General features: G+C 63.8%; 22 protein-coding genes. 11 read left to right on the top strand and 11 right to left on the bottom strand.

Going from position 1 to position 23,370, the window contains the following annotated elements; genetic code table 11:
• Positions 1-116 precede the first annotated feature (116 nt).
• From rpoB to IVA81_RS09045, 11 genes are all read right to left on the bottom strand, one after another.
• Entirely contained in the window at positions 117-4,235 is a 4,119-nt protein-coding gene (gene rpoB / locus IVA81_RS09095; protein WP_247314868.1) for a DNA-directed RNA polymerase subunit beta, read from the bottom strand.
• Between the two features lie 485 nt (positions 4,236-4,720).
• Entirely contained in the window at positions 4,721-5,098 is a 378-nt protein-coding gene (rplL, locus tag IVA81_RS09090) for a 50S ribosomal protein L7/L12 (RefSeq protein ID WP_247314866.1), read from the bottom strand.
• A 54-nt stretch (positions 5,099-5,152) separates the two neighbouring features.
• Positions 5,153-5,671, bottom strand: coding sequence for a 50S ribosomal protein L10 (gene rplJ, locus IVA81_RS09085; protein WP_247314864.1), 519 nt, complete (start codon positions 5,669-5,671; stop codon positions 5,153-5,155).
• Between the two features lie 584 nt (positions 5,672-6,255).
• On the bottom strand, positions 6,256-7,209 hold the full coding sequence (locus tag IVA81_RS09080; RefSeq protein WP_247314862.1) for a 2-hydroxyacid dehydrogenase: 954 nt from the start codon (positions 7,207-7,209) through the stop codon (positions 6,256-6,258).
• 89 nt (positions 7,210-7,298) lie between these two features.
• A complete protein-coding gene (gene rplA / locus IVA81_RS09075; RefSeq protein WP_014494487.1) occupies positions 7,299-7,991 on the bottom strand; it encodes a 50S ribosomal protein L1 in 693 nt (230 codons plus the stop codon).
• A gap of 6 nt (positions 7,992-7,997) precedes the next feature.
• Positions 7,998-8,426: a 50S ribosomal protein L11 gene (gene rplK, locus IVA81_RS09070; RefSeq protein ID WP_007602986.1), complete on the bottom strand. Its 429-nt coding sequence runs from the start codon at positions 8,424-8,426 to the stop codon at positions 7,998-8,000.
• 132 nt (positions 8,427-8,558) lie between these two features.
• Positions 8,559-9,113: a transcription termination/antitermination protein NusG gene (nusG, locus tag IVA81_RS09065; protein WP_007602985.1), complete on the bottom strand. Its 555-nt coding sequence runs from the start codon at positions 9,111-9,113 to the stop codon at positions 8,559-8,561.
• Positions 9,113-9,304: a preprotein translocase subunit SecE gene (gene secE / locus IVA81_RS09060; RefSeq protein ID WP_007602984.1), complete on the bottom strand. Its 192-nt coding sequence runs from the start codon at positions 9,302-9,304 to the stop codon at positions 9,113-9,115. Before secE ends, nusG begins: the two co-directional genes overlap by 1 nt.
• A 372-nt stretch (positions 9,305-9,676) precedes the next feature.
• Positions 9,677-10,945, bottom strand: a complete 1,269-nt coding sequence (locus tag IVA81_RS09055) for a class I SAM-dependent methyltransferase (RefSeq protein ID WP_247314860.1) — start codon at positions 10,943-10,945, stop codon at positions 9,677-9,679.
• A gap of 85 nt (positions 10,946-11,030) precedes the next feature.
• Positions 11,031-12,047, bottom strand: coding sequence for a lysylphosphatidylglycerol synthase transmembrane domain-containing protein (locus tag IVA81_RS09050; RefSeq protein ID WP_247314851.1), 1,017 nt, complete (start codon positions 12,045-12,047; stop codon positions 11,031-11,033).
• Positions 12,048-12,059: 12 nt separating this feature from the next.
• Entirely contained in the window at positions 12,060-12,647 is a 588-nt protein-coding gene (locus IVA81_RS09045) for an SIS domain-containing protein (RefSeq protein WP_247314849.1), read from the bottom strand.
• 165 nt (positions 12,648-12,812) lie between these two features.
• Between IVA81_RS09045 and IVA81_RS09040 the strand changes: the two genes are divergently transcribed.
• From IVA81_RS09040 to IVA81_RS08990, 11 genes are all read left to right on the top strand, one after another.
• Positions 12,813-13,826: an SDR family oxidoreductase gene (locus tag IVA81_RS09040; RefSeq protein ID WP_247314838.1), complete on the top strand. Its 1,014-nt coding sequence runs from the start codon at positions 12,813-12,815 to the stop codon at positions 13,824-13,826.
• 83 nt (positions 13,827-13,909) lie between these two features.
• Positions 13,910-15,475, top strand: coding sequence for a PfkB family carbohydrate kinase (locus IVA81_RS09035; protein WP_247314836.1), 1,566 nt, complete (start codon positions 13,910-13,912; stop codon positions 15,473-15,475).
• 27 nt (positions 15,476-15,502) lie between these two features.
• Positions 15,503-16,504 (top strand): SDR family oxidoreductase, encoded by a 1,002-nt coding sequence (locus IVA81_RS09030; protein ID WP_247314834.1) that lies wholly within the window; start codon positions 15,503-15,505, stop codon positions 16,502-16,504.
• Between the two features lie 5 nt (positions 16,505-16,509).
• Positions 16,510-17,121 (top strand): hypothetical protein, encoded by a 612-nt coding sequence (locus tag IVA81_RS09025; protein WP_247314832.1) that lies wholly within the window; start codon positions 16,510-16,512, stop codon positions 17,119-17,121.
• On the top strand, positions 17,118-18,155 hold the full coding sequence (locus IVA81_RS09020; RefSeq protein ID WP_247314830.1) for an aminoglycoside phosphotransferase family protein: 1,038 nt from the start codon (positions 17,118-17,120) through the stop codon (positions 18,153-18,155). Before IVA81_RS09025 ends, IVA81_RS09020 begins: the two co-directional genes overlap by 4 nt.
• Positions 18,130-18,978 carry a transketolase gene (locus IVA81_RS09015; RefSeq protein WP_247314828.1) on the top strand — a complete coding sequence of 283 codons (849 nt, stop codon included), beginning with the start codon at positions 18,130-18,132 and terminating at the stop codon, positions 18,976-18,978. Before IVA81_RS09020 ends, IVA81_RS09015 begins: the two co-directional genes overlap by 26 nt.
• 10 nt (positions 18,979-18,988) lie before the next feature.
• Positions 18,989-19,948, top strand: a complete 960-nt coding sequence (locus tag IVA81_RS09010) for a transketolase C-terminal domain-containing protein (RefSeq protein ID WP_247314826.1) — start codon at positions 18,989-18,991, stop codon at positions 19,946-19,948.
• A gap of 8 nt (positions 19,949-19,956) precedes the next feature.
• Positions 19,957-21,063: a DegT/DnrJ/EryC1/StrS family aminotransferase gene (locus IVA81_RS09005; RefSeq protein ID WP_246916949.1), complete on the top strand. Its 1,107-nt coding sequence runs from the start codon at positions 19,957-19,959 to the stop codon at positions 21,061-21,063.
• The gene (locus tag IVA81_RS09000) at positions 21,053-22,171 is read left to right on the top strand and encodes a DegT/DnrJ/EryC1/StrS family aminotransferase (protein WP_247314816.1); all 1,119 of its coding nucleotides are present in this window, start codon (positions 21,053-21,055) and stop codon (positions 22,169-22,171) included. Before IVA81_RS09005 ends, IVA81_RS09000 begins: the two co-directional genes overlap by 11 nt.
• Entirely contained in the window at positions 22,168-22,974 is an 807-nt protein-coding gene (locus IVA81_RS08995) for a sporadic carbohydrate cluster 2OG-Fe(II) oxygenase (RefSeq protein ID WP_247314814.1), read from the top strand. Before IVA81_RS09000 ends, IVA81_RS08995 begins: the two co-directional genes overlap by 4 nt.
• A complete protein-coding gene (locus tag IVA81_RS08990) occupies positions 22,967-23,359 on the top strand; it encodes an LIC12192 family sporadic carbohydrate cluster protein (RefSeq protein WP_247314812.1) in 393 nt (130 codons plus the stop codon). Before IVA81_RS08995 ends, IVA81_RS08990 begins: the two co-directional genes overlap by 8 nt.
• The last annotated feature ends 11 nt before the right edge of the window (positions 23,360-23,370 follow it).

Below are 23,370 nucleotides of genomic sequence, written 5' to 3'. Positions count from 1 at the left end.
GCGTGCCGGTCGCCTCCGGCCGCAAATTCGAAAATCACTTAGCGGGGCGCCCTGCCCTCAAGGCCTCGGGCGGGGCGCCGGTGCCCGGCCGGGAAGGCCGGGCATGAACAGGTCGATTACTCGGCCGCTTCCGACGTCGGCGCCGGTCCCACCTTGGAGTTGTGCAGGTCGACGTTGAGGCCGAGCGAGCGCATTTCCTTGACCAGCACGTTGAACGATTCCGGAATACCGGCCTCGAACGTGTCGTCGCCGCGCACGATCGCCTCGTACACCTTGGTACGGCCGGCGACGTCGTCCGACTTCACCGTCAGCATCTCCTGGAGCGTGTACGCCGCGCCGTAAGCCTCGAGCGCCCACACCTCCATTTCGCCGAAGCGCTGGCCGCCGAACTGCGCCTTGCCGCCCAGCGGCTGCTGGGTGACGAGCGAGTACGGACCGATCGAACGCGCGTGGATCTTGTCGTCGACCAGGTGGTGCAGCTTGAGCATGTAGATGTAGCCCACCGTCACCTTCCGATCGAACGGATCGCCGGTGCGGCCGTCATAGACGGTCGACTGACCCGAAGCGTCCAGACCGGCAAGCTTCAGCATCTCCTCGATGTCGGCTTCCTTGGCGCCGTCGAACACCGGCGTCGCGATCGGCACGCCGCGGCTTAAGTTGTGGCCGAGCTCGATCAGTTCGTTGTCGTTGAGCGACTTGATCGTCTCGTCCTCACCGTAGACCTTCTTCAAGGTTTCCTTCAGCGGCTTGATGTCCTGCTTCGACAAATAGGCATCGACCGTCTGGCCGATACGCTTGCCGAGGCCGGCGCAAGCCCAGCCGAGATGGGTCTCGAGGATCTGCCCGACGTTCATGCGCGAGGGCACGCCGAGCGGATTGAGCACGATGTCGGCATGGGTGCCGTCTTCGAGGAACGGCATGTCCTCGATCGGCACGATCTTCGACACCACGCCCTTGTTGCCGTGGCGGCCGGCCATCTTGTCGCCGGGCTGAATCTTGCGCTTCACCGCGACGAAGACCTTGACCATCTTCATCACGCCGGGCGGCAATTCGTCACCGCGCTGAAGCTTCTCGACCTTGTCGAGGAAGCGCTGTTCAAGCCCCTTCTTCGACTCGTCGTACTGCTTCCGCATGGCCTCGATCTCGGCCATCAGCTTGTCGTTCGGCGAAGCGAACAGCCACCACTGCGACTTCGGGTACTCCTCGAGCACCGCACGGGTGATCTTAGTGTCCTTCTTGAAGCCCTTCGGACCGGCAATGCCCTGCCGCCCCTCGAGGAGCTCGGCAAGACGGTTGTAGACGTTGCGGTCCAGGATCGCCTGCTCGTCGTCGCGGTCCTTGGCCAGACGCTCGATCTCTTCCCGCTCGATCGCCAGCGCACGCTCGTCCTTGTCGACGCCGTGACGGTTGAACACGCGCACTTCCACGATCGTGCCCTGCACGCCCGGAGGAACGCGCAGCGAGGTATCGCGAACGTCGGAAGCCTTCTCGCCGAAGATGGCGCGCAGGAGCTTCTCTTCCGGCGTCATCGGGCTCTCGCCCTTCGGCGTGATCTTGCCGACCAGGATGTCGCCGGCGCGCACTTCCGCACCGATGTAGACGATACCGGCTTCGTCGAGGTTCTTCAGCGCTTCTTCCGAGACGTTCGGAATGTCGCGGGTGATTTCCTCGGGGCCGAGCTTGGTGTCGCGGGCCATCACCTCGAATTCTTCGATATGAATTGAGGTGAATACGTCTTCCTTCACGATCCGCTCGGAGAGCAGGATCGAGTCTTCGAAGTTGTAGCCGTTCCACGGCATGAACGCGACGAGCACGTTCCGCCCCAGCGCGAGCTCACCGAGATCGGTCGAGGGGCCGTCGGCGATGATGTCGCCCTTCTTGACGATGTCGCCGACCTTCACCAGCGGACGCTGGTTGATGCAGGTCGACTGGTTGGAGCGCTGGTACTTCATCAGCCGGTAGATATCGACGCCCGACTTGGTCGGATCGAGATCTTCCGTGGCGCGGATGACGACGCGGGTGGCGTCGATCTGGTCGATCACGCCGGAACGGCGCGCCGCGATCGCGGCACCCGAGTCACGCGCAACCACGCCTTCCATGCCGGTGCCGACGAACGGCGCCTCGGCGCGAACCAGCGGCACCGCCTGGCGCTGCATGTTCGAGCCCATCAGCGCGCGGTTGGCGTCGTCGTTCTCGAGGAACGGGATCAGCGCCGCGGCGACCGAAACGAGCTGCTTCGGCGACACGTCCATGTAGTCGACCTTGTCGGGCGTCACCGGCAAGACTTCGCCGGCGTGACGGCAGACCACGAGGTCTTCGGTGAAGCGGCCCTTCGGGTCGAGCGGCACGTTGGCCTGCGCGACCGTGTAGCGGCCCTCTTCCATCGCCGAGAGATACACGACCTCGTCGGTGACGCGGCCGTCCTTGACCTTGCGATACGGCGTCTCGACGAAGCCGTACTTGTTCACGCGCGCGAAGGTCGCGAGCGAGTTGATCAGGCCGATGTTCGGACCTTCCGGCGTCTCGATCGGGCAGATGCGGCCGTAATGCGTCGGATGCACGTCGCGCACCTCGAAGCCGGCGCGCTCGCGGGTCAGACCGCCCGGTCCAAGTGCCGAGAGGCGGCGCTTGTGGGTAATCTCCGACAGCGGGTTGGTCTGGTCCATGAACTGCGAGAGCTGCGAGGAGCCGAAGAACTCGCGCACCGCGGCAGCCGCCGGCTTGGCGTTGATCAGATCCTGCGGCATCACCGTGTCGATGTCGACCGAGGACATGCGCTCCTTGATCGCGCGCTCCATGCGCAGGAGGCCGATACGGTACTGGTTCTCCATGAGCTCGCCGACCGAGCGCACACGGCGGTTGCCGAGATGGTCGATGTCATCGATCTCGCCCTTGCCGTCGCGCAGGTCCACCAGCGTCTTGATGACGGAGAGGATGTCTTCCTTGCGCAGCGTGCGCTGGGTGTCGGGCGCATCGAGGTCGAGGCGCATGTTCATCTTGACGCGGCCGACCGCGGAGAGGTCGTAGCGTTCGGCGTCGAAGAACAGCGACTGGAACATCGCCTGCGCCGAATCCAGCGTCGGCGGCTCGCCCGGACGCATCACGCGGTAGATGTCGAACAGCGCATCCTCGCGCGTCATGTTCTTGTCCGCCGAGAGCGTGTTGCGGATGTAGGGACCGACATTGACGTGGTCGATGTCGAGCAGCGGCAGCTCCTTGTAGCCGTGCTCGTTGAGCCCCTTCATCAGCTTGTCGGTGATCTCCTCACCAGCTTCGGCGTGGATCTCACCCGTCTTCGGGTTGACGAGGTCCTCGGCGACGTAATTGCCGACCAGCTCCTCATCGGACATGCGCAGCGCCTTCAGCCCCTTCTCCTGGAGCTGGCGGGCGGCACGGACGGTGAGCTTCTTGCCGGCCTCGAGCACGACCTTGCCGGTGTCGGCGTCGATCAGATCGTTGACGGTCGAGTAGCCGCGGAAGCGGTTGGCGTCGAACGGAACGCGCCAGCCTTCCTTGGTCCGCTTGTAGAGGATCTTCTTGTAGAACGTGCTGAGGATCGCCTCGCCGTCGAGGCCGAGGGCGAACATCAGCGACGTCACCGGAATCTTGCGGCGACGGTCGATACGCGCATAGACGATGTCCTTGGCGTCGAACTCGATGTCGAGCCAGGAGCCGCGATACGGGATGACGCGGGCGGCGAACAGCAGCTTGCCCGAGGAATGGGTCTTGCCCTTGTCGTGATCGAAGAACACGCCGGGCGACCGATGCATCTGCGAGACGATGACGCGCTCGGTGCCGTTGACGATGAAGGTGCCGTTCATCGTCATGAGCGGGATGTCGCCCATGTAGACGTCCTGCTCCTTGATGTCCTTCACCGACTTCGCGCCAGTTTCCTCGTCGATATCGAACACGATGAGGCGCAGCGTCACCTTGAGGGGAGCCGCGAAGGTCATGCCGCGCTGGCGGCACTCGTCGACGTCGTATTTCGGCTGCTCGAACTCGTAGCGGACGAATTCCAGCATCGAGGTGCCCGAGAAGTCGGAGATCGGAAACACCGAGCGGAAGACCGCCTGCAGACCCTCGTCGAGACGGCCACCCTGGGGTTCATCGACCATCAGGAACTGGTCATAGGACGCCTTCTGAACCTCGATGAGGTTCGGCATCTCGGCGACTTCCTTGATGTGTCCGAAGAACTTGCGAACGCGTTTGCGACCGGTGAATGTCTGCTGCGCCATGGTGGCCTCTCATTTTCGTCGCCCGCTCCGGGCGCGCCGTCCGAGACGCGGCTGCCACCGCTCCCCGGGTTGAATTTTTCGAACCCGTTTTGGGGACCGGAGACTCAGTTTCAGGCGAGAATGTCCTGAATCTGTTCTTCAGACCTTCAAAACGCAAAACGACGCGCGGGGCGCTGGTGCGCGCCCGCCCGTCACAACGATTGTCTTCACGGACTGCAAAAGCCCGAAATAGCCTGCTCTCCCAACGGCTTACAGGGAAATCCGACATCCCTGCCCACCGCGCTTTCGTGCTGCCGAACCGATATGGGGCGACAATAGTGCAGATTCGAGGGTGAAACCCGCAAATCCCCACACTTTTTCGTGTTCGGCCCGCGTCGGAACGTTCCGTCGCACGCCTTTTGCATCCGGCACACCCCTTGTTGAGGGGCAAGCCAAGATCCCGGGCTTCGCTGACGCTCGCCCGGGATCTCGCCAGCAAGCGTTGCTTACTTGAGCTCGACCTTCGCGCCAGCCTTCTCGAGCTGGGCCTTGATCTTGTCGGCTTCGTCCTTGTTCACGCCTTCCTTGACAGGCTTCGGCGCGCCCTCGACGAGGTCCTTTGCTTCCTTCAGGCCCAGGCCGGTGATGGCGCGGACTTCCTTGATGACCTCGATCTTCTTGTCGCCGGCGCCGGCGAGAACGACCGTGAACTCGGTCTTCTCTTCCGCCGGAGCGGCGGCAGCGCCACCACCAGCCGGGCCGGCCACGGCGACAGCCGCGGCAGCCGAAACGCCCCACTTTTCTTCGAGGAGCTTCGCCAGTTCAGCAGCTTCGAGCACGGTGAGGCTCGAGAGGTCGTCAACGATCTTCTGCAAGTCAGCCATTGTTCAGTTTCCTTAGGTGTAAGTCTGGTTCGGGTTTGAGTTTTGCGAAGGGCGTCAGGCCGCTTCGCCCTTTGAGGCATGAGCCTGGATGACGCGCGCGAGCTTGCCCGCGGGCGCATTGGTGAGCTGAGCGATCTTGGTCGCCGGGGCCACAAGCAGGCCGACGATCTTGGCGCGCAGTTCATCAAGCGACGGCAGCGAGGCAAGCGCCTTCACGCCGTCGACATTCAGGACGGTCTTCCCCATCGAACCGCCGACGATGACGAACTTTTCGTTCGCCTTGGCGAATTCGACGGCGACCTTTGGCGCCGCAACCGGATCGTTCGAAGTAGCGATCACGGTCGGTCCCTTCAGCATGGGACCGATGGCAACGACGTCAGTGCCTTCAAGAGCAATTTTGGCGAGACGGTTCTTCGAGACCTTCACCGAGGCGCCAGCCTGCTTCATCTGCATGCGCAGCTTCTGCATCTGGGCAACGGTCAGGCCGGAATATTGGGCAACGACCGCGACGCTCGTGGTCTTGAAGACCCCGTTGAGCTGTTCGACCGCTTCCTTTTTTGCCGCTCGTTCCACAGCAAGCTCTTTCCGGTTGGCGGTCATCGCGAGAAGCGGGACCGCCGGGTTGCACCCATCGTCCCACCCAAAACCTGAACCTCCGGGCCAAAACCCATCGGACACGCGCCGGGCGACACGACGATTCAAAGCCTGCCCTCCGGGAGCCCCTGGGCCCACGGCGTGTCGAGGTCCGAACCAGACCCGTTTCGCGAAACCAGCCCTTAAAGCTGGACGCGAAGTGAAATCCGGTCTTCACCCGTCTATGCAGGCCATGCGATTAAGCCGTTGAGAAACCGAGATTCCTCGCAGGCGCCTGCAGTCTTGGACAGGACAAGGTCAGCCGGCGAACCGCCCGACCTCTGCCCGCATTCCACCAACCGACGGGTTTTCCTTCCTTTTCGGGCAAATCCTCACGGACGTCCTGAAAAGGAATGATCTCCTATCGTGTCGGGTTTTCTGAATGCGTGCACGAACGCGCCAGCCGAGGCCGGCACGTCCGGAAGCGGTTCTTTAACCGCTCTCTGCCTGCTTGCCAAGAGCAAAATTCACACCAGTTCCAATCTGTTGCCGCGGGCGCTTGACCCGGGCCGATAAGGACCGATTCAGGCCGATTTGACCGCGTGGGGCAGCGGCTTGCCTTCGAAGAACGCGGTCAGATTCGCCAGCACGCAGGCTTGCATGGCGACGTGCGATTCGAGGGTGTGACCGCCGATATGCGGGGCGAACACCACGTTCGGCAGCACGGTCAGCGCATCGGGCGCGTGCGGTTCCTTCTCGTAGACGTCGAGGCCGGCGCCGGCGATGGTCTTGTCGCTGAGGGCCGCGACCAGGGCCTTCTCGTCGATCACCGAACCGCGGGAGATGTTGACGACGTAGCCGTCTGCGCCGAGACGCCTCAGGATATCCGCATTGACGACATGCTGGGTCTCGGCCCCTGCCCGGACCGCGATCATCAGCACGCTGCACCAATCGGCCAGGGCCTCCAGCGTCGGGAAGTATTGATAGGGCAGATCGTATTTGCTGCGGCTGAAATAGCCGACCTCGCTCTCGAAGGCGGCGCAGCGCGCCGCGATCTTGCGGCCGATCTCGCCCATGCCGTAGACGCCGATGTGGCGGCCGGGCATGCCGGCCTGCGGGCGCATCATCGGCGACTGTTTCGAGGCCGCCCAATCGCCACTGCGGACATATTGGTCGGCAACCAGGATCCGCCGCGTCGTCGCCAGCATCAGGGTCATCGCGATATCGGCGACCGAGGCCGCATTGGCGCCGGGACTGTGGGCGACCGCGATATTGCGGCTGGCTGCCGCCTCCAGGTCGACACCGTCATAGCCGGTGCCGTAGCAGACGATGGCGCCGAGTTTTGGAAACAGATCCATCGCCTCCGCACCGAGCGGCGTGCCGCCCGCCGTCAGCATCGCGCGGACGCCGCCGAGTTCGTCGGCCGAAAACACCTCCCCCGCGGGCCTGCCGCCGGTGTCGAGCAATTCGAACCGCTCGGCGAACCGCGCCATCATCGACTTGGGAAAGCGTGAATAGATCAGGACCTTGTCAGCCATTGTTCTTGTTCCCGGTGAACGCCTTCACAAACGACGAGGGGCGGAATCGGTTGCCCAATTCCGCCCCTCGCCTCATGCAATTTCCAGACTTAGCCGAGGATGGTGCCCGGCTCGACCTTCACGCCCGGGCCCATCGTCGAGGACACCGCAACGCGCTGGATGTAGGTGCCCTTGGAACCGGCCGGCTTGGCCTTGGAGACAGCATCGGCCAGAGCCTTGATGTTCTCGACCAGCTTCTCCTCGGAGAACGAGGCCTTGCCGACGCCGGCCTGCAGGATGCCGGCCTTCTCGACACGGAACTCGACCGAGCCGCCCTTGGCACCCTTCACCGCACCGGTGACGTCCATGGTCACGGTGCCGATCTTCGGGTTCGGCATCAGGCCGCGCGGGCCGAGCACCTTACCGAGACGGCCGACCAGCGGCATCATGTCGGGGGTGGCGATGCAGCGGTCGAAATCGATCGAACCGTTCTGCACCTTCTCGACCAGATCTTCGGCGCCGACGACGTCAGCACCCGCAGCCTTGGCCTCATCAGCCTTGGCGCCGCGGGCGAACACGCCGACGCGGAGCGTACGGCCGGTGCCGTTCGGCAGGGTCACGACACCACGGACCATCTGGTCGGCGTGACGCGGATCGACGCCGAGATTGATCGCGACCTCGATGGTCTCGTCGAACTTCGCTTTCGCGCGTTCCTTGACCATCTTGATGGCGTCCGCGAGCGGATAAAGCTTTTCGCGGTCAACACCTTCGCGGGCTTTGTTCAAACGCTTTCCGATTGCCATGACCGCTTACCCCGCCACTTCCAGACCCATCGAACGGGCAGAGCCCTCGACCATCTTCATGGCCGATTCGATCGAGTCGCAATTCAGATCCTTCATCTTCTTCTCGGCGATCTCGCGCACCTGCGCCTTGGTCACCGCGCCGGCCTTGTCGCGGCCCGGTGCCTTCGAGCCGGACTGGATCTTGGCGGCCTGCTTGAGGAAGAACGACATCGGGGGCGTCTTCATCTCGAAGGTGAACGAACGATCGGCGTAGATCGTGATCACCACCGGAATCGGGGTGTTCTTCTCTTCCTTCTGGGTCTGGGCGTTGAACGCCTTGCAGAACTCCATGATGTTGAGACCGCGCTGACCAAGCGCGGGACCGATCGGGGGCGAAGGATTCGCCGCACCGGCCGGGACCTGAAGCTTCAGGTATCCGGTCACTTTCTTTGCCATGTATCACTCCTGTTGTGCCGGCATGTCGCCGGCGGTTTCAGGTTCGTGGTCGGGATCAACAGGCGGCTGGCAACCGCCCTCGTCCTCCCACGGCCTCTTGCTGCGCGAGACCGAAGCCTCACGCGTTCCCGATCAGACCTTCTCGACCTGACCGAATTCCAGTTCGACCGGCGTGGCGCGGCCGAAGATCGACACCGCGACCTTCACGCGCGAGCGCGCCTCGTCGATTTCCTCGACGACACCCGAGAACGAGGCGAACGGGCCATCGGCCACGCGCACGTTCTCGCCGATCTCGAACGACACCGACGCCTTCGGCCGTTCCACGCCCTCCTGCACCTGGTGCAGGATGCGCATGGCTTCGGCCTCCGAGATCGGCATCGGCTTGTTTTCGGCGCCGAGGAAGCCGGTGACCTTCGGCGTGTTCTTGATCAGATGAAACGCTTCGTCGGTCAGCTTCATCTTCACCAGCACATAGCCCGGGAAGAACTTGCGCTCGGCGTCGATCTTGCGGCCGCGGCGCACTTCCGTGACCTTCTCGGTCGGCACCAGCACCAGCTCGAACAGCTCCTCGAGCCCGCGCTGCTTGGCCTGCTCGCGGATCGATTCGGCGACCTTCTTCTCGAAGTTCGAATAGGCGTGGACGATGTACCAGCGCTTGTCAGACAGTTGAGCGGTTGCTGTTGCCATCAGTGAATGCCCAGAAGGAAGGTGATGAGGACCCGGATGATCTGGTCGGCGGCGAAGAAGAAGATCGAGGCCACGGCGACCATGACGAACACCATGATGGTGGTGATCGTGGTCTCGCGGCGGGTCGGCCAGGTGACCTTGGCCGTCTCCGAGCGCACTTCCTGCAAGAACTTGAACGGGCTGACTGCCATCGTTTTGATGTCCAACGTCCGTCGACAGACGCGAATGAATTTCAGGGATCCGAACAGCCGCCGTTGGCCCAGCCCTCTGTCTCGAAGGATGAGCCGGAAACCGGGCTCGATTGTTCGGGGATTTCAAAGCCGCGCCGGAGATCCGCGTCTAACGGGCCGGCTGCGAGTGCGGGGTATCTACTGCGGATGGGACCAAAGGTCAAGATATAGGGGGATAGCCTCGACGAGCCGCCCTTCCCGGGCGGTAAAGCAGAGCCCAGGCGAATCAAGAGCTTATCTGCCCCACCCTCGCAAAGGCCTGACCGCAGCTCCAGCCGGTTCCTTCAGAACGCTCCACTTGAGCGCTCGCGCCTCTTCGGCGCCCTCGCGCGCTCAGTCGGCCCGGTCGACCATCGAAGTGCCCGGCAGCGGCACCACGAACTTTCCGCCTTCGGCGAAATAGCGGGCGTGCTTGGCCCGGATCGGGTCGACATAACGCCAGGCGAAGACGACGACGAATGCCGGCTTGCGCTCGTAGAGGGCGGCAGGCGGCAGGATCGGGATGTCATAGCCCGGGCCGGCCATCACGCTCCCCTTCTTGGGGTCGTCGTCCACCAGGAAGTCGATCTTGTTCTCCAGGCCGAACTGCGGCAGCAGGGTCGTGGTGCCGACCGAGACGCCGTAGCCGGCAACGAGTTGCCCGCGCGCATGGGCGGCATCAGCCATCGCGACCAGCTCGTCGCGGATAGCGGCGATCCTCTTCACGTAGGGCGCATAATAGGCCGGCTGATCGACGCCGAGCCGTTCTTCCTCGGCAACGAAGCGAGCGACCTCGGCCGACGGTTTCTTGGCGCCACCGGCACGCTGCACGGTCACGCGGATCGAGCCACCCTTGGTCCAGATGTGCTGGACGTCGATCAGCTCCATGCCGAGCCGGGCAAAGAAACGGATCAGCGGCTTGATGTTAAAATACGACAGATGCTCGTGATAGACGGTGTCGAGCAGGTTCTTCTCGGTGACGTCGACGCCGTATTGCGTTTCGAAGACGAACAACCCGTCCGGCGCAAGCACGTCGCGAACCCCAATCACCAGCGGATCGAGATTGTCGACATTGGCGATCATGTTGTTGGCGATCACAACGCTCGCCGCACCGTGGCTCTGCAGGATGCGGTGACCGATGGCATCGGTGAAGAAATCGCCGATGGTCTCGATCCCCGCTTCCGTCGCGCGCCGCGCGATGTCGACGGCGGGATCGACACCCAGCACCCGCATACCGCGCTCTTTGAAGAACCCGAGCAACGATCCGTCGTTGCTTCCGAGCTCGACGACCAGCGAGCCCGGCGCGATGGCGAAGCGGCTGACGACGTCGTTGGCATAGCCCGCGAAGTGCTCCCGCAGGCCGAGCGAGAGCGAGGTGGTGTAGACGTAGTTGCGGTACTGGATCTCCGGATTGCCGACATGGAGAATCTGGAGATGGCCGCAATCCCTGCACAGATGCAGCGCCATCGGCACCGCGGCCCGGAACACCGGATCGTCGACGCTGGCGTCCGGGACCTGGAAGTTCGGCGTTCCGATGGGCATGCCTGCCATCGGGACGACCAGCTCTTGCTTGTCCGAATGACAGAGGCGGCAGGTATGGCGGACGTAGAACAGATTTTTCATCGTGGAACCGAAACATGAGATGCGCGGGCGGGTGAGGCAATCCCACCCTGTGAAAACCAGACCTGCAGCAACGAGCGCAAAAGGGTCATGGGTGGCTCGAGACTTCCTTGCCCAGCCCGTAGCTGGGAGCTTCCTCCGCCGCCTTGGCAGCCTTGTCCGCGGAATACGAGCCGCGCTCCGGACTTGCCAGCCAGATCGCACCGCCGACGAGCCCGATGATCACGCTGATGGCGCCAAGCAGGAGCGAAACCGACAGCGCCTCCTCGGAAGGCACGCCCGCCAGACCGAGGCAGGCGACCATCGCCCCCTCACGAACGCCCCAGCCGCTGATCGAGATCGGGACGGCCGTCAACAGCACCACCGGCGGAATCAGGACGACGGCGTCCAGCACCGAGAGCTGCGCTCCGACACCGCGCGCCAAGGCGTAGCAGGCCGCCGCGGTCACGAGATGGATGAGGAGCGCCGATCCGAACAGCAAAGCGCGGCGCTCGGACTGCAGGAGAAGAAACCTGACAAGCGTTCCGAACCGGACGAAACTTGCGATCGCCGGATGCGCAATGAGGCGCCTCGGCAGACGGTCGAGCGTCAACAGGACCACGGTGCCGGCGACGCCTGCCAGCGTCAGCCCGCCGATGGCCAGGATCGCTGCCTGATTGGACACGCGTGACAGCAGCAACGGCAATCCGGCCACCATCAGCACGATCAGCCCGATCAATGCCGTGAAACGGTCGGCCGCGACGCCCTTGACCGCCTCCGGCCACTGCACGCCTCGCTGACGCAGCAGCCACATCCGCACCGCGTCCCCGCCGACCGATGACGGCAACACCTGATTGAACCAGAGGCTGATCATGAGGATGCGCCAGCCCGCGAGCCAGTCCAGCGACACGCCGAGCGCGCGCATGATCAGCTCCCACCGGCCGTTGAGCACGAAGGTCTGGAAGAAGATCAGCGCCAGCGCGAGGACGAACAGGAAAGGATCGACCGAGACGAGATGGCTGCGCAATCGTTGCAGGTCGAGACCGCGCGCGATGTAGACCAGCACGGCGATCGACAGCAGCAGCTTTACCGAAAACAGGGCCGCCTGTTTGAACCGCGACTGCATCGGGTGCCCGCCTCAGGATGCCGGATATTCCGCGCGACCGATGACGAGGTCGATCGCGGCCATCATCCAGAACTGGTGCGTGGTCTCGACAATGTTGTAGCTGCGGCTGTCGACCCAGAAATTGACATCGCCGAGATTGCGCAGCGGATTGTCTACGTTCATCCCCGACAGCGTGATCACGTCGAGCTTCATCGTCCGCGCCTGCGCAACCGCATTGAGGATGTTCTTCGAGCGTCCCGACGAGCTGATCGCGACGAGGCAGTCGCCGGCACGGGCGTTCAGCCGCACGGCGTGCGCAATCCAATCCTCGAACCCGTAATCGTTGGCAAGGCACGACATCATGCTCGCGTCGCTGAAGCAGAGCGCAGGCACCGATGCGTTCTTCGCAAGATCGATCGCCAGATGCGAGGCGATGCCGGCCGAGCCGCCATTACCGATGAAGATGACGCGGCCGCCCTGTTCGCGCGTGCGCAACCAGGTGGCGCGGGTGGCGGAGATCCCGGCAAAAACGCCGTCGTCGATCGCCGTCGCGCGATGGAGGCGCCCCACATAATCGTCGAGGAAAGCCTTGTGATCGGGATCGACGGACTCGACAGGCATGGGCTGGCGGCTCGGCTGCAACATGACGCCCTGATACCGGCTATTACTAGGGATTGCAAAGGTATAATGCTTGCAAAGTCGGCGAGCGGCTGATAGTCGGCTTTCGAGTTTCCCTTAACATTGGCGGGCCTGTTTCGCTGGGCATTCGCGTCACGGATGTTCCCCATGAAATGCATTGTCACCGGTGGCGCAGGTTTCATCGGAAGTCACCTCGTCGATCGCCTCCTCGATGATGGCCATGAGGTCATCGCGCTCGATAATTTTGTGATCGGCCGCCCCGAAAATCTGGCCTCCCGCGCCAATTCGAGCCAGTTGAAGGTCGTGCGGGCGGATGTCACCGACCTCGAATCGATCAAGCCGTATTTCCACGGAATCGACTGGGTCTTCCACCTCGCGGCGCTGGCCGATATCGTTCCCTCGATCGAGTCCCCGATCCCGTATCATCGCGCCAATGTCGACGGCACGGTCAACGTTCTCGAGGCGGCACGGCACGCGGGCGTCAGCCGCTTCGTCTATGCCGCATCGTCGTCCTGCTACGGCATTCCCGACGTCTATCCGACGCCCGAGAGCGCCGAGATCCGGCCGATGTACCCCTACGCTCTTACCAAGAATCTCGGCGAGCAGTGCGTCATGCACTGGTGCCAGGTCTACAAGCTGCCCGCGGTCGCGCTCCGCCTGTTCAACGTGTATGGGCCGCGCCATCGCACCACGGGCACCTACGGTGCCGTGTTCGGCGTGTTCATGGCGCAGAAGCTCGCCGGCAAGCCCTTCACGGTGGTCGGCGACGGCGAGCAGACGCGCGACTTCACCTTCGTCAGCGACGTCGCTGACGCCTTCGTGACCGCCGCGCGCTCCGATATCTCGCACGAGATATTCAACGTCGGCTCGGACAACACCTACAGCGTCAATCGGCTGGTCGAGCTTCTCGGCGGCGACAAGGTGCACATTCCCAAGCGTCCGGGCGAGCCCGATTGCACCTACGCCGACATCACCAAGATCAAACGGGTCCTGAGCTGGACGCCGAAGGTGAAATTCGAGGACGGCGTTGCGACGATGCTGAAATCGATGGATCAGTACAAGGACGCGCCCCTGTGGACGGTCGACAAGATCGCCGATGCCACCAAGGACTGGTTCAAATATCTTGGTGACGACAACGGCTCGCCGAAGGCAAGCTCTTGAACAGGTTTGCGGGATATCGTTGCCGCGAGTCGATCAATTTCGGGCCGGCCATCTGAGACCTACCGGCGCTTTGGGTAATTCACATGGGTAATGCTGTGACAGACAAGCCGACCGGCCATCCGGCACCGCACGAGAAGATCAAGACGATCGAGGAGCTCGGCGCGGTTGCGCGCGCCGCGCAGGCAAAGGGCCAGACCGTCGCGCTCTGCCACGGCGTATTCGATCTGGTGCATCTCGGCCACGTCCGGCACATCCTGGCGGCACGTAATGAGGCCGACGTGGTCATCGTGACCATCACCGCCGACCGTTTCGTCAACAAGGGCCCGGGCCGGCCGATCTTTCCGGAGAACATGCGCGCCGAGATGCTGGCCGCGCTCGGCACGGTGGACTGGGTCGGCATCAACCGCACCTCCAGCGCCGAGCCGGTCCTCGATACCGTGCGCCCCGACATCTACGTGAAGGGCTCGGATTACGAAAACCCCGAGGATGACGTCACCGGCAAGATCGCCACCGAGCGCGATGCCGTCGAACGTCATGGCGGGCGAGTCGTCTTCACGCGCGACGTGACCTTCAGCTCGTCGTCGTTGCTGAATCGCTACTTCGACATCTACGATCCCCCCCTGCGCGACTACCTCCAGAAGGTGCGCGACGGCGGCGGCGGCGAACGCCTGCTGAAGCTGATCGACAAGATCCAGGACATGCACGTCGTGCTGGTCGGCGATACCATCATCGACGAATACCAGTACGTCACGGCACTCGGGAAGGCTTCAAAGGAGAACATCGTCGCTACGCTGTTCAAGAATGGCGAGCAATTTGCCGGCGGCGTCATTGCCGCGGCCAATCACGTGGCGAGCTTCTGCAAGTCGGTGGAGATCGTCACGACGCTGGGTGGCAACGACTACCCCGAAGAGTTCATTCGCGCGCATGTCCGCCCGAATGTCACGCTCACGCCGATCCGCATCCAGGGCCGCCCGACCACGCGCAAATTGCGGTACGTCGAGATGGGCTATCTGCACAAGCTGTTCGAAGTCTACACCATGGACGACACGCCGCTGGATGAGACCACGCGCAATGAGATCGACAAGGTCACCGCGGAACGCGTGCGCGGCGCGGACGTGGTCATCGTCACCGATTTCGGCCACGGCATGATCGCATCCAGCACGATCGACACGTTGATCGCGAATTCCAAATTCCTGGCGGTCAACGCCCAGAGCAACAGCGGCAACCACGGCTACAATCTGATCACGAAGTATCCGCGGGCCGACTACGTCTGCATCGACGCGCCGGAAGCGCGCCTGGCCGCCACCGACAAGTTCAACGACATCGCGTCGGTGATCGAGGACGGCCTGCACCGCAAGATCGATTGCGACAACATGATCATCACGCACGGCTCCTTCGGCTGCTACCCTTTCTCGTCGAAGACTGGCGTCGCGCGCGTGCCCGCTTTCACCAAGACCGTGGTCGATACGGTCGGCGCCGGCGATGCCTTCCTGACGATTACGGCGCCCTTGGTGGCGGCCGGCGGCAATATCGAGGACGTCGCCTTCATCGGTAACGCGGCGGGCGCGATCAAGGTCGGCATCGTCGGTCACCGCAGCTCGGTCGAAAAGGCGCCGCTGGTCAAATTCGTCACCGCCTTGTTGAAGTGACGCGAACGAGAAATTTGGAGAACGACAGTGATTGATCAGAAATGGAACGTGATGGTCACCGGTGGTGCCGGCTATGTCGGCAGCGTGCTGGTTCCCCGGTTGCTGGCGGCCGGCCACAAGGTCACTGTGCTCGACCTCTTCATGTACGGCGACGACGTCTTCAACGGCGTTCGCGACAATCCGAACCTGCGCCTGATCAAGGGCGACATCCGCGATGAGGCCGCGATCAACGAGGCCCTGCGCGGCAACAACGCGGTGATCCACCTCGCCTGCATCTCCAACGACCCCTCGTTCGAGCTGGATCCGGGGCTCGGCAAGTCCATCAACTACGACTGCTTCCGTCCGATGGTGCGCGCCGCGAAGAAGGCCGGCATCAAGCGCTTCATCTATGCCTCCTCGTCGAGCGTCTACGGCATCAAGGACGAGGCCGAGGTGACCGAGGAACTGTCCTGCGAGCCGCTCACGGACTACTCCAAGTTCAAGGCGATGTGCGAGACCGACCTCGCCGAAGAGGCCGCGTCCGGCTTCGTCACCTGCACGGTTCGTCCCGCCACCGTCTGCGGCTACGCACCGCGGCAGCGTCTCGACGTCGTGGTCAACATCCTGACCAATCTCGCGGTCAACACCGGCCGCATCCGCGTGTTCGGCGGAACGCAGAAGCGGCCCAATCTGCACATCGAGGACATGTCGGCCGCCTATCTGTTCCTGCTTCAGCAGGACGATGCGAAGATCGATGGCAAGACCTACAATATCGGCTACGAAAACCACTCGCTGATGAAGATCGCCGACATCGTCAAATCGGTGGTCGGAAACAACGTCGACGTGGCTGTCGAGCCGACCGACGATCTGCGCTCCTACCACGTCTCCTCGGAGAAGATCCGCCGCGAGCTCGGATTTGCGCCGACGCACACCATCGAGCAGGCCGTGTCCGGACTCGTGGACGCCTTCAGGGCCGGCCGCCTGCCGAACTCGCTCAACGATCCCCGGTACTTCAACATCAAGATGATGCAGAACATCAGCCTGAAGTGAGCGGCGTGCGGATCGGCATCGATTTCGACAACACGATCATCTGCTACGACAAGGTCTTTGCCGCCGTCGCGCGCCAGCGTGGGCTGGTGCCGGAGGGCTGGGTCGGGCTGAAGACCGAGTTGCGGGATCTCTTGCGATCCCGCGCCGGCGGTGAGCTTGCCTGGCAGGGGCTGCAAGGCTTCGTCTACGGCAAGGGCATTGGCGGCGCCGAGATCTATCCGGGCGTCCGCGATTTCCTTGCGGCGTGCCGCAAGGCCGGCGCGAGCGTCTATATCGTCAGCCACAAGACGCAGTTCGGTCACCAGGACCCGGAGCGCGTCGATCTGCGCGAGGCCGCGCGCGGCTGGTTGAGGGGCGCCGGCCTCATCGAGGTCGCCGATGCGGCGTTGGCGGCGGGCAATGTCTATTTCGAGGACACGCTGGCGGCCAAGGTCGAGCGGCTCGCGAGCCTCAAGCTCGATATCTTCATTGACGATCTCGTCGATGTCTTCGAGCAGCCGCATTTTCCGAAGTCGACGCGATCGATCCTGTTCACGCAGTCGCGGCCGCCTCATCCCGACCATTGCGAGCCGATCGCGACCTGGGCGGATATAAGCCGCGGAGTGTTCGCGCAATGAGCGAGCCGGACCTGAGCGCGCAGGATGCGGTCTCGATCGGCAGCCGCCTCTCCGGGGCACGGGTCGCGGCCGCCCAACCGGCGCGGTCCGGCGGCAACAACAGGGTGTTTCGGCTGGAGATGGCGGAGGGTCCGGCCCTCGCCCTCAAGCAATATCCGTCCGACGGGCGCGATCGCCTGGGACAGGAATATGACGCGCTGTCGTTTCTGTCGCGCCACGGCATCATCTCGACACCGCGCCCGGTCGCGAAGGACGCGGATACGTTCTGCGCCTTGTATCAATGGTTCGACGGCGAAGCGGCGGTGCTGCGCCCCCAGGACGGCGATGCCGACCAGCTGGCCGATTTCCTGATCGAATTGCAGACGCTGCGCGAGGCCGAGGGTGCGCAGACATTGCGGAACGCCTCGGCCAGCATCTTTTCGCCTGAGGAAGCCGTCGCCCAGTACGAGCAGCGTCTGGACGGACTAAGACGGGCCTCGGATGATCATCCGGACCTGCGCGCGTTCATCGACGGCAACCTGGTTCCCAGCACTGCCGCCGCCATTCAGCGGCTCCGCCAGCGCTATGCGGAACTGGGCCTGGATCCCGCAGCGGACCTGGCACCCGCTCATCGCGCACTGAGCCCGTCGGATTTCGGATTGCACAACGCGCTGCGCACCGAAGACGGCAGGCTGCGCTTCATCGACTTCGAATATTTCGGCTGGGACGATCCGGTCAAGCTCGTGTCCGACACCGCGATTCATCCCGGCAGCGATCTGCCGGAGCCCAGCGCGAACCGATTGATCGAACGGCTCTCACGCGCCTTCGAGGCTGGGGATGACGCGTTTGCGATCCGCCGTGACGTACTGTATCCTGTGTTCGGGGCGATTTGGTGCCTGATTGTCCTGAATGCTTATTTGCCGGAAAGCCGCTCCCGGCGCGCCCTGGCTGCGCAAGGTGGCGATCTGACGGTCCGCCTTGCCGGCCAGCTCGACAAAGCCCGCCGGCTCCATCAAACGATTTGCCAACGTGATCCAGATCTCACCCCACGCTGAAGCCGCCCTCACCTGCACGCTGGACGAGCGCAGCCTTTATTTGCGCCGCCTGGTCCTCGGTTCTGTCCGTTCTGCGGGACGCGGCCATGTCGGTCCTGCTCTCTCGCTGATCGAGATGGTCCGCGTGCTCTACGACGACGTGCTGCGGATCGATCCGAACAGTCCGCGCGATCCCGATCGCGACCGCGCAATCCTCAGCAAGGGACACGGGTGTCTGGCGCTCTATGCGCTGCTCGCCGATCGCGGCTTCTTTCCGCTGTCGGAGCTGGACGGCTTTTGCGGCACCGACAGTATCTTGGGCGGACATCCCGAATACGGCATGGTGCCGGGGGTCGAGGCGTCGACCGGCGCGCTCGGGCATGGCCTGTCGATCGGCGTCGGTCTTGCGCTCGCAGCCCGCCTGCGCGAGCGCAACTACCGGACTTTCGTCCTGCTCGGGGACGGCGAGATCAACGAGGGATCGGTGTGGGAGGCTGCCATGGGCGCGGCCAAGCACGGGCTCGACAATCTGGTCGCGATGATCGACTACAACAAGCTCCAGAGCTACGGGCCGACCGATTACGTCCTGCCGCTGGAGCCGCTCGCGGACAAATGGCGCAGCTTCGGCTTTGCCGTGCAGGAGCTCAACGGTCACGACGTCGGCGCCTTGCGCACGGTCCTCAAGCAGGTCCCGGCCGTTCCGGGCAAGCCCACCGCGATCATCTGCCATACCGTCAAGGGCAAGGGTCTGCCGGCCGCAGAATCCAACGCTGATTGGCATCACAAGAACAAGCTGACCGACAGCGAACTCGACGCCATCCGCGTCGCCGTCGGCGATTTTTGATCGGCTCCCCATGCGCAACACCGCCATGAACATGGTCCACAAGCTCGCCGCGCGCGACGAGCGTGTGCTCTACATCGGCTCCGATCCCGGCGCCGGCACGCTGCGCGCGATGAGCAAGGAGTTTCCCAAGCGCCATCTGATCGAGGGCATTTCGGAAGCGCACATCATCGGCATGTCCGCCGGCTTGGCGATGGAAGGCTTCGTGCCTTACGTCAATACCATCGCGACATTCCTCACCCGCCGCTGCTACGAGCAGGTCGCCGTCGATCTCTGCCTGCACAATCTGCCGGTGCGGCTGATCGCCAACGGCGGCGGCCTCGTCTATGCACCGCTCGGCCCCACGCACCAGGCGATCGAGGACATCGCCATCATGCGGGCGCTGCCGAACATGACGGTGGTCTGCCCGTGCGACGCCGACGAGGCCGCGCGGCTGATGGAAAAGACGCTCGACTGGACCGGACCGATCTACATCCGGCTGGGCAAGGGCGGCGATGCGATCGTCTCGAAGGCCGAGCACGGCTTTGAGATCGGCAAGGCCATCCTGATGCGGCCGCCGGGCGACGTCCTCATGGTGACCACCGGCATCATGCTTCAGCGCGCCATCGCCGCAGCCGACCTGCTGGCCGCGCAAGGCATTCGCGCCGGCATCCTGCACATGCATACGGTGAAGCCGTTCGACACCGAAGCGCTGCTGCAGTCGGTTCGCGGCGTCAAGCTCGTGGCAACGCTGGAGGAGCACGTGCCCTCCGGCGGCCTCGGCAGCGCAGTTGCGGAGGCGTTGATCGACAAGCTCGGTTCAGGCCTGCCGGCAATGCTTCGGCTGTCGCTGCCGGACCGCTTCATGCACAATTACGGCTCGCAGGACTCCCTGCTGAAGAAGCACGGGCTCTCCGCAGCCGCGATTGCAACCTCGATCGAGCGCGCGCATGCCGCCTCGCACACCCCCTCTCCTCAACTCCATTCCACCTGACGGGTCACATGTACGACGTTCGATATTCCTATCTGCTCGAGCAATTCTCCGATCCCGCACCGATCCTGGCCGAGATCGGCCGGCTGGTGGCGACCGGCGACTTCACCCTTGGCAAGCCGGTTGCCGAATTCGAGAAGCGCTTTGCCGAGCTGATCGGCGTGCGTCACGCGATCGGCGTCGGATCCGGCACCGATGCGCTCAAGCTGCCGCTCAAGGCGCTCGGCATTGGCCATGGCGATGAAGTCATCACCGCCGCCAACACCTTCATCGCCACCGTTGGCGCGATTGCGGAGACCGGCGCGACGCCGGTGCTGGTCGACTGCGACGATTCCTTCTGCATGAACGTCGACCAGGTCGAGGCCGCCATCACTGAGAAGACCAAGGCGATCATGCCGGTTCAGTTGACCGGCGAGGTCACCGACATGGGCAAGCTGATGCCGATCGCCCAGCGTCACAATCTCCCCGTCGTCGAGGACGCCTGCCAGGGCATTTTGTCGGAGTTCGCGGGCAAGCGCTCCGGCACCCACGGCATCGCGGCCGGCTTCTCCCTGCATCCGCTCAAGAACCTCAACGTCTGGGGCGATGCCGGCGTCGTCGTCACCAATGACGACGGCATGAACGAGAAGCTTCGCCTGATCCGCAATCACGGCATGAAGAACCGCGACGAGATCGCGATCCTCGGCTGCAATTCGCGGCTCGATTCCCTGCAGGCCGTGGTCGGCAACTGGCTGATCGGCCAGACCAGCGAGATCACGCGGCGCCGGATCGAGAACGCGGCCTATTACGATGCGGGCCTTGCCGGCCTGCCCGGCCTGCGCGTCCCGCCGCGGCGGCCCAACGTGAAGCACGTTTACCATCTCTACATGGTGTTCGCCGAACGCCGCGACGAGCTCTACCAATACTGCCTGGACAACGGCATCGAGGCCAAGATCCACTATCCGATCCCGCTGTATCAGCAGGAAGGCCTCAGGCATCTCGGCTACGCGCCCGGCACCTTCCCGGTCACCGACCGCCACGCCAAGGAAGTCATCAGCTTCCCCGTCGACCAGCATCTGACGCGCGCACAGCAGGACCGCGTCATCGAAACCGTCAGGAAGTTCTGCCATGGACGCTGACACCGGCCGCCGGCGCATCGGTTACGTCAATCTTCCCGCACAATTCGAGGAAGAACGCGCCGAGATCATGCAGGCGGTCGAAGGCGTGTTCCAGCGCGGTGATTTCATCGGCGGCGCAGCGGTCGGAAAGCTCGAGGAGGAATTGTCCGCCTATCTCGGCTCGCCACATGTTGTGACGCTGAATTCCGGCACCGACGCGCTGATCCTCGCCTTGCGGGCGCTCAACATCGGTCCCGGCGACGAGGTCATCACCCCGCCGAATTCGTTCGTGGCATCGACCGCCGCGATCATCGCGGTCGGCGCCACACCGGTGTTTGCGGACGTCCTGCCGGACCAGAACATCGATCCGGCCGCGGTCGAGGCCGCCGTCACGCCGCGGACCAAGGCGATCATGCCGGTGCATCTGACCGGGCGCATGGCCGACATGACCCCGCTGATGGCAATCGCGGACAAGCACGCGCTCGCCGTGATCGAGGACAGCGCCCAGGCGGTCGGCTCGACCTATGACGGCCGGATGAGCGGCACCATCGGTACGTTCGGCTGCTTTTCCGCCCATCCGCTGAAGAACCTCAATGCGGCGGGCGACGCCGGTTTCCTCGTCACCGCCGACGCCGAGCTCGCCGCACGAATCCGCCGGCTGCGCAATCACGGGCTGATCAACCGCAGCGACGTCCAGGAATGGGGCATCGTGTCACGGCTCGACACGCTCCAGGCCGAAGTGCTGCGGATCCGCCTGCGCCACCTGCCCTCGGTGATCGAGCGCCGGCGACGCAGCGCCGCGCAATACCGCGCCGAGCTCGCAGGGCTCCCTCTGTTCATTCCGCCCTGCCGCAACATCGAGTTCAACACCTTCCATACCTTTGTGGTGCAGACCGACCGCCGCAACGACTTCCAGAAATATCTGGCCGACAAGGGCATCGAGACCGCCATTCACTATCCGGTCCCGATTCACCTGCAGCCGGCGGCGGCGCATCTGGGTCACGGCCGCGGCGCGTTCCCGGTGACGGAACGACAGGCGGACCAAATCCTCACGCTTCCGATCAACCAGTTCCTGTCGGCCGCCGATATCAGCTATATCTGCGCGACCGCCCGGGAGTATTTTGCATGACGGATACGGACTTCCTTCAGGCCGATGAGCAGGCGCTGGCGCAGCGCTTCATCGACGACGGCTTCGTCACCACGCCGGCCGACGACCGCGCCGGGCTCGACAGGATCCAGCGGCGCGCTGCCGAGCTCGCGGCGGACTATCTGAAGCTGCCGCACAGCAACGATCCCTACGCGATGCTCGACAGCATCCACACGCGGGTGAGCGTGGACGATCTCAATGCCCTGCGGCTGCACGTCTTCAACGGCCTCAACGCCGAGCCGTGGTTCCGGCCGACCTATTTCCGCCTGGCGCGCTCGACGATCGAGACCATTGTCGGCAACGAGCTCTGCATGCAGCGCCGCGTCAATCTCAGCATCCAGATGCCCGGCGACGATTCCTCGCTGCTCGCCACCCATTCCGACGTCTGGTCGGGCGACTCGCCGTTCGAGGTCGTGGTGTGGGTTCCGCTGGTGGACGTCCATCACACCAAGGCGATGTACCTGCTGCCGCCGTCGCTGAACGGCGACATGCAGGACCGGATGGCAAACCTGCGCAGCGCCGAGGAACTGTACAAGACGATCAAGCCGCACGCGACCTTCATCGAGATTCCCTACGGTCACGTGATGCTGTTCAACCAGACCCTGATGCACGGCAATCGCGTCAACGAGGAGCCCGGCACGCGCTGGAGCATGAACTGCCGGTTCAAGAGCATCATGTCGCCCTACGCGGACAAGCGGTTCGGCGAGTTCTTCGAGCCGATCCTGCTGCGTCCGGCGACGCGGGTCGGCATGCAATACAAGCTGCCGGGAGGCTTCCATGGCTGAGCGAGCCGGCCATCGCGGCTATATCGGCGCCCGGCCGCTGAACGGCAGCCGCACCCCGCAGCACGTCCAGAACATCGTGATCCGCGACTACGCGCGGCGGAAAAACCTGCAATTTCTGCTCAGCGCAGTCGAGCACATCATGCCCGGCAGCTACATGGTGCTCGAGGACATCCTGGACGAGTTGCCCCGCCTGAAGGGGCTGATCCTCTACAGCATCTTCATGCTGCCGCCCGACGAGGCACGGCGACGGGAGATCTACGACCGCGTGCTGCGCGAGGGCTGCGATCTGCACGCGGCCGTCGAGGAAATCACGCTGTCGTCGCAGAAAGACATCCAGGCCGTCGAGGACATCCTGCTGGTCAATAAATACGCGACCATCCTGTGACGATGCCGCGG

This window comes from Bradyrhizobium sp. 141, assembly GCF_023074055.1.
Lineage (GTDB): Bacteria > Pseudomonadota > Alphaproteobacteria > Rhizobiales > Xanthobacteraceae > Bradyrhizobium.
Note: the sequence above shows the minus strand (reverse complement) of the source record. Positions and strands in the feature narration are given on the sequence as shown.